This is a genomic window from Pseudomonas sp. NBRC 111140, from assembly GCF_001320885.1.
In the GTDB taxonomy this organism is placed as follows: domain Bacteria; phylum Pseudomonadota; class Gammaproteobacteria; order Pseudomonadales; family Pseudomonadaceae; genus Aquipseudomonas; species Aquipseudomonas putida_P.
In genome coordinates this window covers 1-10553 of record NZ_BCBQ01000139.1, presented here as the reverse complement: position 1 = coordinate 10553, position 10553 = coordinate 1, and the positions used below count along the sequence as shown (strand labels likewise).

Annotated in this window: 11 protein-coding genes and 1 pseudogene; 10 read left to right on the top strand and 2 right to left on the bottom strand. The window is 64.0% G+C overall.

What is annotated here, in order from left to right; translation table 11 throughout:
* The 6 genes from APH42_RS27355 to APH42_RS27330 form a co-directional block, all read left to right on the top strand.
* A partial coding sequence (locus APH42_RS27355; RefSeq protein ID WP_082421471.1) for a GNAT family N-acetyltransferase occupies positions 1–368 on the top strand: 368 nt, incomplete at its 5' end.
* 56 nt (positions 369–424) lie between these two features.
* Positions 425–952: a sigma-70 family RNA polymerase sigma factor gene (locus tag APH42_RS27350; protein ID WP_060494636.1), complete on the top strand. Its 528-nt coding sequence runs from the start codon at positions 425–427 to the stop codon at positions 950–952.
* A complete protein-coding gene (locus APH42_RS27345; protein WP_012270567.1) occupies positions 949–1920 on the top strand; it encodes a FecR domain-containing protein in 972 nt (323 codons plus the stop codon). The genes APH42_RS27350 and APH42_RS27345 overlap by 4 nt, the downstream gene beginning before the upstream one ends.
* 76 nt (positions 1921–1996) lie before the next feature.
* Entirely contained in the window at positions 1997–4522 is a 2526-nt protein-coding gene (locus APH42_RS27340) for a TonB-dependent receptor (RefSeq protein ID WP_060494635.1), read from the top strand.
* 66 nt (positions 4523–4588) lie between these two features.
* Positions 4589–5128, top strand: coding sequence for a hypothetical protein (locus APH42_RS27335; RefSeq protein ID WP_012270569.1), 540 nt, complete (start codon positions 4589–4591; stop codon positions 5126–5128).
* Between the two features lie 20 nt (positions 5129–5148).
* On the top strand, positions 5149–5535 hold the full coding sequence (locus APH42_RS27330; RefSeq protein ID WP_012270570.1) for a lysozyme inhibitor LprI family protein: 387 nt from the start codon (positions 5149–5151) through the stop codon (positions 5533–5535).
* Between the two features lie 120 nt (positions 5536–5655).
* On the opposite strand, the gene mnmH is transcribed toward APH42_RS27330, so the two are convergent.
* Both mnmH and selD read right to left on the bottom strand, forming a co-directional pair.
* The gene (gene mnmH / locus APH42_RS27325; RefSeq protein ID WP_060494634.1) at positions 5656–6768 is read right to left on the bottom strand and encodes a tRNA 2-selenouridine(34) synthase MnmH; all 1113 of its coding nucleotides are present in this window, start codon (positions 6766–6768) and stop codon (positions 5656–5658) included.
* A complete protein-coding gene (gene selD / locus APH42_RS27320; protein WP_060494633.1) occupies positions 6768–7802 on the bottom strand; it encodes a selenide, water dikinase SelD in 1035 nt (344 codons plus the stop codon). The genes mnmH and selD overlap by 1 nt, the downstream gene beginning before the upstream one ends.
* Before the next feature lie 138 nt (positions 7803–7940).
* Between selD and APH42_RS27315 the strand changes: the two genes are divergently transcribed.
* From APH42_RS27315 to APH42_RS27300, 4 genes and pseudogenes are all read left to right on the top strand, one after another.
* Positions 7941–8795 (top strand): putative selenate ABC transporter substrate-binding protein, encoded by an 855-nt coding sequence (locus APH42_RS27315; protein WP_012270573.1) that lies wholly within the window; start codon positions 7941–7943, stop codon positions 8793–8795.
* Entirely contained in the window at positions 8792–9601 is an 810-nt protein-coding gene (locus APH42_RS27310; RefSeq protein WP_060494632.1) for a phosphonate ABC transporter ATP-binding protein, read from the top strand. The genes APH42_RS27315 and APH42_RS27310 overlap by 4 nt, the downstream gene beginning before the upstream one ends.
* Positions 9595–10422: an ABC transporter permease gene (locus tag APH42_RS27305; protein WP_012270575.1), complete on the top strand. Its 828-nt coding sequence runs from the start codon at positions 9595–9597 to the stop codon at positions 10420–10422. Before APH42_RS27310 ends, APH42_RS27305 begins: the two co-directional genes overlap by 7 nt.
* Positions 10419–10553 (top strand): annotated as a pseudogene (locus APH42_RS27300) (phosphonate ABC transporter, permease protein PhnE); the annotation flags it as partial. The gene APH42_RS27305 and the pseudogene APH42_RS27300, both read left to right, overlap by 4 nt.

The window sequence follows — 10553 nt, the reverse complement described above, 5'->3', positions numbered from 1 at the left end:
ATGCCAATGGCGACCAGCTCAAGCTCGGCATGTACCGCCGTGACAACGGCGAGCTGATCGGCATGGTCCAGCTGTTCAACATCGATGACGTATCGCGCCGTGGCGAAATCGGCTATTGCCTGGCCAGCGCGGTGCAGGGCAGGGGCTACATGGACGAAGCATTGACTTGCTTCATCGACTACCTTGCCCACACCCTGCACATGCGCCGCCTTGAAGGCGAAATCGACCCGCGCAACCAGGGCTCGGCCCGCACCCTGGAGCGCCAGGGCTTCGTGCTCGAAGGCACCCTGCGGGCGCGCTGGTGCGTGGCCGGCGAGCTGTCCGATTCGGGAATCTACGGGTTGTTGCTTGAACCACCTGTTGCATAGTCTTACGGCGAATAGCTACTATTCGGGAACAATTCTCACTTGTGTCCCGGTGCCCCATGCCCGTAGCCGACTCACCGAGCCCGTACCCGCTCGAACAACTGTACAGCGAGCACCACGGCTGGCTGTTCAGCTGGCTGCGGCGCAAGCTGCGCTGTTCGCATAGCGCAGCCGACCTTGCCCAGGACACCTTCGTGCGTATCCTGGCCTCGCGCGATGCCCTGCTGGGCATGCGCGAGCCTCGCGCCTACCTCAGTACCACCGCGCGCCGCCTGCTGATTGACCAGGCCCGTCGGCGGCAGATCGAAGAGGCCTACCTCAGCGAGCTGGCCCTGACTGCCGAGTTGCTGGAAGGGCATCAGTCCCCCGAAAACATCCTCATCATGCTCGAGGCGCTGGAACAGATCGCCTTCCTGCTTGAAGGCCTGCATGTAAACGCACGCGAAGCATTCGTGGGTTACTACCTGGACGAGCTGACCCAGCCACAGATCGCGCAGCGCCTGCAGATTTCCCCGCGTATGGTGCGCAAGTACCTGGCCCAAGCCCTGATTCATTGCCACCGCACGCTGGACATTGCCGCACCGTGAACCCGTCCCGTATCGAGCAGGAGGCCGCCGAGTGGGCCCTGTGCCTGGGGGAGGGCGAACTGGGTGCCACCGAGGCGCGTGAGTTCGAGGCCTGGCTGCAGGCCGACCCGCGCCACGGTGCGACCTTGCGGCGCATGCAAGGGGTGATCAGCCAGATGCATGCCCTGCGCCAGCAACGCGGGCCGGTTGGCGCAGGGTTACGCGCCGGCATGCAGCCCTCGGCGCCACGCTCGGTGGCGCGGCGCACCTTGCTCGGCCTGGTGCTGGCGGGTTCGTTGCTGGGCACCTTGCCGCTTGCCGGTGTGTCGCCACGAGACTGGCTAGCCGACCTGCACACCGCGCCGGCCGAGTGGCACAGTCAAACCCTGAGCGATGGCTCGCAACTGACTTTGGCGGGCAATTCCGCCGTGGATGTCGAGTTCAGTGCTGGCGAGCGGCGTATCCGCCTGCTGCACGGCCAGGTACTGGTGGATGTCAGCCATGACCCGGCGCGGCCGTTCGTGGTGCAAACCGACGAGGGCAGCTTCAAGGCCTTGGGTACTCGCTTCGTGGTCGGCCAAGGGCGCGAACGCAGCGAGCTGACCATGCTCGAATCCCGTGTCGAGGCGCGCAGTGCCGTGTCCGGCGATCAACTGGTCGCGGGGCGCGGTGAGCGGGCCTGGGTGGCACGCGACGGGCTTGGCCCGCTGCCGGCTATCGATCCGGCACGTGTGGACCAAGCCTGGCAGCGTCACCAATTGGTGGCCGAAGGCGTGCCGCTCGATCAGGTGTTGGACGCGTTGTCGCAGCAAAGGCGCGGCGTGCTGCGCTTCGACCGCCAGGCAATGCAGGCCATCAAGGTATCGGCGGTACTGCCGCTGGATGACAGCGAACGCGCCCTGAGACTGCTGGCCGAAGCGCTGCCGATTCGCATCGGTGGTTTTGGTCGCTGGTGGACCACGGTCGAGCCAGCGCCGCGAGAAAATTGATCAAGGTGGTTCCGCTTCTGTGCGCTGGCCCGTCAAACAAGAGGCCAACCGATCAAGAACAAGGAGCCGATCCACCATGCGCCGATTTCCTGGCCACCCCGTCCTCAGCCCGCTAGCCCTGGCCTTGCGCCTGTCCTGCGCCGGGCTGGTCTTCTCCGTTGCGGCCTTGCCGGCCGTGGCCGAGGAGGCCGCCCGCCGTAGCTTCGATGTGCCTGCCGGCAACCTGGCCGAGGCCCTTGGCAGCTATGCCCAGCAAGCCGCCGTGTCGCTGGCCTTCACCCCCGAAGCGCTGGCCGGTTTGCAAAGCAGTGGCCTGCATGGCCTGTATTCGGTGGACAGCGGTTTTGCCGTGCTGCTGGCTGGCAGCGGCTACCGGGTGGCACGCAGCGACAACGGCTACCGGCTGGTGGCAGAGCCGCTGGTGGCCGTGAGTGGTGACGCGCTGGAACTGGGCGTGACCACCGTGGCCGGGCAGGGCATGGGCGAGAGTACCGAGAACACCGGCTCGTATGCGCCAGGCTTGATCAGCGTCGGCTCCAAGAGCCCCACCAGCCTGCGCCAGACGCCGCAATCGGTGTCGACGGTGACCCGCCAACTGATCGAAGACCAGCAACTGACCGACATCAACCAGGCGATGAAAGTAACGCCGGGCATCGTCACCCAGAGCACCACCTTCCGTACCCAGGACTTCCTTTCACGCGGCTTCAGCATCCAGAACCTGCAGATCGACGGCGCTGCGCCGCAGGCGTTGGGCACCGCCATGGGCTCGTTCTACTCGTCGAACATCTTCGAGTTGGCCGAGTTCGACCACATCGAAGTGCTGCGAGGTACCGCTGCACTGTATGGCGGCTCGGGTGACCCGGGCGGCATCATCAACATGGTGCGCAAGCGGCCCACCGCCTACAACCAGCTCAAGCTGACCCTGTCGGCCGGCAGTTGGGACAACTATCGCCAGGAGTTCGACCTGTCCGGCCCGCTGGGCTGGGATGGCCGCCTACGTGGGCGCTTGGTGATGTCCAATACCGACCGACAGTACTTCACCGACAACCGCGCCACCGAGCGGCCGCTGGTGTATGGCGTGCTTGAGGCGGACGTTACCGACGACACCATGCTTACCTTCGGCGCCCGTTACAACAAGTCCCACGAAACCGGCAGCAACAGCGCGGTGCCGCGCTATAGCAACGGTGCTGATCTGAACCTGCCGCGGCACACTGGCCTGACCAAGAACTGGGCCTACCTGGATGCCACCGCGCGCGAGTACTTCGCCAAGGTAGACCACCGCTTCAACGACGATTGGAAGCTCAATCTCAGTTACACCAACACTTGGGACCTCGGGCTGTTCAAGACCGCCACCACCCTGAACGCGGTGGACCCGGTGACCAATACCGGCGCGACCTGGTACGGCACGTCGACCCGCCAGGAGAACGAGCAGCACCTGTACGACGCTAACGTGTCCGGGCACTTCCAGGCCTTTGGCCTGGACCACGAAGTGGTTTTCGGGGCCGACTACCAGAAGATCGACAGCCGTTGGCTGGGCACCGCCCCCTACGCTGCATCGGGCTCGCCGGCCAACGTATTCGACCCCGACAGCTCGGCATTCGACGACCCGGGCAACGGGCGTGACTACAAGCGTGACTACAGCCCCAATTCGCAACGCCAGTATGGTTTGTATGGCAGCCTGCGCCTGCAGCTGGCCGAGCCGCTGCACCTGATCGTCGGGGCGCGTGCCCAGCGCTTCCACTTCTGGCAGACCTACACCAATGCCTTGACCACTAATGTGTCCAGGACCAGCCCCGAGCAGCGCATTGGCACCAAGGTCACGCCGTTCGGTGGCCTGGTGTACGACCTGGACGATCAATGGTCGGCCTATGCCAGCTATTCGGAGATCTACCGGCCGCAGTCCAGCAAGATCAGCGGCCCCGCCGAAACCGGTACGGCGCTTGAGCCTATGACCGGAAAAACCTACGAGACCGGCCTAAAGGGCGAGTTGTTCAATGGTGCGCTCAATGCCAGCGTGGCGCTGTACTACACCACCCGCGAAAACGAAGCGGTCCAGGACCCGAACTTCCCGGCGAGTTTCGCCGGCTTCTCCGGTAGCTGCTGCTATGTGCCCAACGGCAAGGTCGTGAGCAAGGGCATCGACATGGAGCTGTCCGGCGAGCTGTTGCCTGACTGGATGCTGGTGGGTGGCTACACCTTCAACCTCAACCGTAACCGCAGCTCCGACGCCCCGCTGAGCACGGTAATGCCCAAGCACCTGTTCAAGCTGTACACCACTTACCGCCTACCGGGCATCTTCAGCGACTTCAAAGTGGGTGGAGGTGTGCAGGTGCAAAGCGCTACCTACGCCACTGGTGAAGTCAACCGCTACGACAGCAGCGGCAAGCTGGTGCAACAGAATGTGCCCTTCGATTTCGACCAGAGCGGCTACGCCATCTGGAACGCCCTGGTCGAATACCGTGTCGACGACCATTGGAACGTCACGCTCAACGGCAACAACCTGTTCGACAAGAAGTACTACGAAACCGTGGGTACCTCGACCTACGGCAACTACTATGGCGAGCCACGCAACTTCATGGTGACCCTGCGCGGCACTTATTGAAGGTTTGGAAGCGGGGCAGGGCCTGAGTTAAGGTCGTAGCCTGTCCCGCTTCCCCAGGTATGTCCCTTGCCCGTTTTCTACTTGAGCATCAGCCTGCTGCTGTATCTGCTCGCCCTGTTTTTCGATGGCGCGCTGCTGAGCGGCGAGCGCCACATGCCGGCCTTGCAGATGCTGCTGTACGGGCCATGGGGCATGCCCTTCGGTTTGTACCAATGGTTCGCCAACCCGCTGCTGGCCCTGGCGGTTCTTGCCCACCGACGGTTCCGCAGGCTGGCCTTGCTGGCAGGGCTGGCTGCTGTCTACCTGGCCGCCAGCAGTTTCGGAATTGACCGCTTGCCGGACAACCAGAGCTACGCGTTTCATGAGCGGGTCGGCTTTGGCGCCGGTTTCTACCTGTGGCTGGCGGCAATGGGGGTGTTCTGCCTGGGCCAGGCCTGGCATTGCTGGAAGGCGCGCAGCGCCGACGACATGCCGGGCTGGAATTGGCTCGATGTGGCGTTGATTGCGGCGCTGGCCGTTGCGCTCTACTGGGCAACGCAGATACCGTCGCTGCGCTTCGAGCCGGGCAAGGTGTTGATGCCGCCAGAACAGCCGCAGTCGCTTTGATTCCCACAAGGAGGGTTAGCATGATCAAGCATTACCTGGCAGGCCTGGCACTGGCCTGCGTGCTGCCGCTGGCCGTGGCAGAAGATTATACGGCGGCCTACGGGCAATGCATGGACAAGGCTTCCAGCACGGTGGCCATGAGCGCGTGCATCAACGCTGAAACGCAAGTACAGGACCAGCGCCTGAACCGGGTGTACAAGCAATTGATGGGCAAGCTGGAGGCCGGGCAGCAGAAGAACCTGCGGGAGGTACAACGCAAGTGGATGGCCTACCGCGATGGCAATTGCCAGTTCCATGTGCAGGCCAGTGGTGGGACCCTGGCGCAGCTCGAAGGCGGTACCTGCGTGATGAGCATGACCCGCGACCGGGCTGCGGAGCTGGAACGGGTGCTCAGCCCAGGGCAATGAGGTGGCCTGCACCGGCCTCTTCGCGGGTAGGGTGCAGTTCTCAAGTGCAGCGCGGTCCCTGTGGGAGCGGGTTTACCCGCGAAGCAGGCGACGCGGTTGATGAGTTCGGCTCTACCGGTGTTAATGGTGAGGTTGTCGCCGCGCCCGTGCCTTCAGGTACTCGCGCACTTCCACTGCATCCCCGGCAAACTCGATGCGCTCGGCCTTCGCCGCACGCTGGTAGGCATACATCGGGTCGTAGTACTCGTTCAGCAAACCTTCGATCCAGCCCCGGTGCAGGTCCACTGCACCGCTGCGCTGCTGTTCTTCCAAGGCCAGGCGCAGGATCTCCGACAGCCGCTGATAACGTTCGCCACCCAAGCGCTTGTAGATGTTGGCCATGCTTTGCAGCATACGCTCGGCGAACAAGCGGCGGCCATCTTCCTCGCCATGCACGGCGATAAACTCGGCACTCAGGTTGACCACGTAGTCGCGCAAGATGCGCTCAACGCGGTTGGCAAAGCTGTCCTCAAGCCACACCAGCGAGTATTGCTGCATGCCTTGGTACAACTCCAGCGGCACAGTGCAACTGCCGACGATGCGGCCTTCATCTTCCAGCACGAACTGCTCGCAGCCGCGGGCGCGTTTTTTCAGTACATCGATGGCCAGCTGGTTTTCGAAATCGATCTGCGCCGGCTGCGCAGTGGCGCGCTTGCCGAAGCTGGAACCGCGATGGTTGGCGTGGCCCTCCAAGTCGAGCACGTTGTCCAGCTGGTGCAATACATCGGTCTTGCCGGTACCCGTCAGGCCGCCCAGCAATACGAAATCGCATTGCGCCACTGCCTGTTGGGTGGTCTCCAGCAAGAAGGTGCGCATGGCCTTGTAGCCACCTTTGACACGGGGGTACTGAATGCCCGCCTCATCGCGTAGCCAACCTTGCACGATCTGCGATCGCAGGCCACCACGGAAACAGTACAGGTAACCTTGCGGGTTGGCCTGGGTGAACGCCACCCAGGCGTCCATGCGTGCCTGTTTGGTGGTGCCACTGACCAGCTGGTGGCCAAGGGCGATGGCGGCGGCCTGGCCCTGCTGTTTGTAGCAGGTGCCGACCTTTTGCCGCTCCTGGTCGTTCATCAGCGGCAGGTTGACGACACCGGGGAAGGCGCCCTTGGCGAATTCGACGGGGGCACGCATGTCCATCATCGGCACGTCGTCGAGGAATAGCTGACGGAAGTCGGTGCAGTCGGGGCGCATCAGATCACCTCGACCGCGTGGCTCTGTCGTTCGACCAGCTTGCCGATCGGCGACAACTGCAGGCCCAGTTCGGCGGCCACGGCAAGGAACTCGGCTTCGCCCTCCGGGGTAACGGCCACCAACAGGCCACCGCTGGTTTGCGGGTCGCACAGCAGGTGCTTCTGCTCGTCGCTGAGGGCGCCGATCTTGTGCCCGTAACTGTCGTAATTGCGCAGGGTTCCGCCGGGGATGCAGCCTTCGGCCAAGTAGTGCTCGACGCTGGGTAGACGCGGCACGGCGGTGTAGTCCAGGTGTGCGGTGAGGCCACTGCCTTCGGCCAGTTCCACCAGGTGGCCGAGCAGGCCGAAACCGGTGACGTCGGTCATGGCCTTGACCCCGTCGAGCTTGCCGAAGCGGCTGCCGGGGGTGTTGAGGGTGCACATCCAGTCGCGGGCCAGGCCCTGGTCCTGCGCGCGCAGCTTGGCCTTTTTCTCGGCGGTGGTGAGGATGCCGATGCCCAGCGGTTTGGTCAGGTACAGCTGGCAGCCGGCGCTGGCGGTGTCGTTGCGCTTGAGATGGCGCTTGCTGACCACACCGGTGACGGCCAGGCCGAAGATGGGCTCAGGGGCGTCGATGGAGTGGCCGCCGGCCAGCGGGATACCGGCTTCGGCACATACCGCTCGGCCGCCGCGGATCACTTCGCGCGCCACTTCCGGTGGCAGCACGTTGACCGGCCAGCCAAGGATGGCGATGGCCATCAACGGGTCGCCGCCCATGGCGTAGATGTCGCTGATGGCGTTGGTGGCGGCGATGCGGCCGAAGTCGTACGGGTCATCGACGATCGGCATGAAGAAGTCGGTGGTCGAGACCACGCCGCGCTCGTCGTCCAGCGCGTACACGGCCGCGTCGTCGCGCGAGGCGTTGCCAACCCACAGGTTCGGGTCCAGGGCCTGGGCACCGCTTTCGGCGAGGATCACGTCCAGCACCTTGGGGGAGATCTTGCAGCCACAGCCGGCACCGTGGCTGTACTGGGTCAGGCGAATCGGCTCGCTCATACGTACCTCAGCAGGTCAAATTGTTGCGCGATTGTAGCAAAGCTGGCCTTTGGGCCTTTGCCTCTTATAATTCCCACTGTCGGCGGACTTGTCGGCGGATTTGTTGGCATCGTCCCGTTATTGAACCGGAGAACACCCATGCTCAAACGCCCCCTGGCGCTCGCCGCCGGCCTTGTGTTGTCTTGCTGCGCCGTTGTCGTTCAGGCCGCTGAAACCTTGCGGGTCAGCGCCATACCCGACGAAGCACCGACCGAACTGCAGCGCAAGTTCAAGCCCTTGGGCGAATACCTGGCCAAGCAGTTGGGCATGGACGTGAAGTTCGTACCGGTGGCCGATTACCCGGCGGTGGTCGAGTCGCTGGCCGCGGACCGCCTCGACCTGGCCTGGCTGGGCGGCTTCACGTTCGTCCAGGTGCACTTGAAGGACCCAACCGCCACACCGCTGGTGCAGCGTGAACAGGACGCGCAGTTCACCTCCAAGTTCATCACTGCCAACCCCGACGTGAAAAGCCTGGCGGACCTTAAGGGCAAGTCGTTTGCTTTTGGTTCCATTTCGTCCACGTCGGGCAGCCTGATGCCGCGTTACTTCATGCTCAAGCAAGACAACATCAAGCCTGAAGAGTACTTCAGCCGCGTTGCCTATTCCGGCGCCCATGACGCCACCGTGGCCTGGGTACAGGCTGGCAAGGTCGATGGTGGCGTGCTCAACGCCAGTGTGTGGCAGAAGCTGGTGGATGCAGGCAAGGTCGATACCAGCAAGGTGAAAGTGTTCGCCACCACCCCGACCTACTTCGACTACAACTGGACCGTGCGCGGCAACATGGACCCGGCGTTGAAAGAGAAGATCAAGCAAGCCTTCCTTGGCCTTGACCCGGCCAACCCGGAGCACAAGGCGATCCTCGACCTGCAGGCCGCCAGCCGCTTCATCGAAACCAAGCCTGAGAACTACGTGGGCACCGAACAAGCCGCACGCGAGGCCGGCCTGCTCAAGTGACCGCTTCGAACGTGGCAATCCATCTGCACGCTGCCAGCCTGCGCCATGGCCAGGTACGTGCGCTTGAAACGATCAGCCTGCGCATCGGGCAGGGTGAACGCATCGCCATCATCGGGCCGTCGGGGGCGGGCAAGTCCAGCTTGCTGCATGTGATGGCCACGGCCATCCAGCCCAGCGGCGGGCGCCTGGAACTGCTCGGTGAGCAGCCTTGGGCGTTGTCGGCAAGGGCTCGTCAGCGCCTGCGCGCGCGGGTTGGCCTGGTGCATCAGGCGCCGCCTTTGCCGCCGCGTCAGCGGGTGGTGACAGCGGTGTTGGCTGGCCGCCTGGGGCAGTGGGGTGTGCTGCGCGGTTTGCTTAACCTGCTATACCCCAGCGATGTGCCGGGTGCGCGCCAGGTGTTGGCCGAGCTGGGCCTGGCCGACAAGCTGTTCGTGCAGTGTGGGCAATTGTCGGGTGGCCAGTTGCAACGGGTGGGCATTGCCCGCGCGTTGTATCAGCGGCCGCAGGTGTTGTTGACCGACGAGCCGGTGTCGGCCATGGACCCGGTGCTGGCCGATCACAGCCTGGCCTTGCTCAATCGCCATGCCCAGGCTAACGGCGTGACCCTGGTGGCAAGCCTGCATGCCGTCGAGTTGGCGCTGGCGCATTTCCCGCGGGTGATCGGTATTCGTGAAGGTCAGGTGGTATTCGACTGCCCGGCCCAAGCGGTTACCGAGCACATGCTCGATGCACTGTACGCCAACGAACAACTGGCTTCGCCACCAACCCAGGGGCCTACCCTGACCGTGCAGATCCCGAGATGTTGAGGGCCGACGCCCGCGACCCGGCATCGTTGCCACGGTTGCTGCTGGCCTTGCTGGCCGTGGCGGTGCTATGGCCGGGTATCCAGTTGAGCGAACTGAACCCTTGGGTGCTGTTGCAGGCGGACAACCGTCAGCAGATCGCCAGTTTCACTAGCGCCTTCTGGCCGCCGGCACATGATGCTGATTTTATCGCGCTGTTGTATGAAGCCACGCTGCAGACCCTGGCCGTGGCCACCGCGGGCATGGCGTTGGCGTTGCTGCTTGCAGTCCCGACAGGGCTGCTGGCCAGCCGCGCCTTGTCGTTGCGCGCCGCCTCTCGTGGAGGTCGCGCTGGGTTGTGGTCGCGGCTGCTGCGCCTGCCGGTGCGCGGGTTGTTGATTTTCCTGCGTAGCGTGCCGGAAATTGTCTGGGCGCTGTTGTTCGTACGGGCCGTGGGGCTGGGGCCGACGGCGGGTGTTCTGGCGATCGCCATCACCTATAGCGGCATGCTCGGCAAGGTTTACGCCGAGATTTTCGAATCGGTGGACCAGCGTCCGGCCCACGCGTTGTTGCAGGCGGGCAGTGGCCGGCTGGCGGCGTTTCTATACGGCATCCTGCCCAATGCCGCTTCCGAAGTTGTGTCGTACACCGTGTATCGCTGGGAATGCGCGGTGCGGGCTTCGGTGGTGATGGGCTTTGTCGGCGCTGGCGGCCTGGGGCAGCAGATCGACCTGTCGATGCGCATGTTCGCGGGTGCGGAGGTAGCCAGCATGCTGCTGACGTTCCTGCTGTTGGTGATTCTGGCCGACCTGCTGAGCCGCCTGTTGCGCTGGAGGCTGGCATGAACCGGGTGATCAACCTGTTGCTGCTGGCTGCAATCGTGGCGTCGGTGGTGGCTTCGTTCACTTACCTGGAGCTGGACCTGCAAGCCCTGGTCGGCAACGGCGGGCTGGGGCAGATGGGCGAATACGCCGGG

Bases quoted from the DNA above. Each gene is read 5' to 3' on its own strand.
- APH42_RS27350 (WP_060494636.1), top strand. From the start codon at position 425: ATGCCCGTAGCCGACTCACCGAGCCCGTACCCGCTCGAACAACTGTAC.
- APH42_RS27340 (WP_060494635.1), top strand. From the start codon at position 1,997: ATGCGCCGATTTCCTGGCCACCCCGTCCTCAGCCCGCTAGCCCTGGCC.
- APH42_RS27330 (WP_012270570.1), top strand. From the start codon at position 5,149: ATGATCAAGCATTACCTGGCAGGCCTGGCACTGGCCTGCGTGCTGCCG.
- mnmH (WP_060494634.1), bottom strand. From the start codon at position 6,768: ATGCGCCCCGACTGCACCGACTTCCGTCAGCTATTCCTCGACGACGTG.
- selD (WP_060494633.1), bottom strand. From the start codon at position 7,802: ATGAGCGAGCCGATTCGCCTGACCCAGTACAGCCACGGTGCCGGCTGT.
- APH42_RS27315 (WP_012270573.1), top strand. From the start codon at position 7,941: ATGCTCAAACGCCCCCTGGCGCTCGCCGCCGGCCTTGTGTTGTCTTGC.
- APH42_RS27305 (WP_012270575.1), top strand. From the start codon at position 9,595: ATGTTGAGGGCCGACGCCCGCGACCCGGCATCGTTGCCACGGTTGCTG.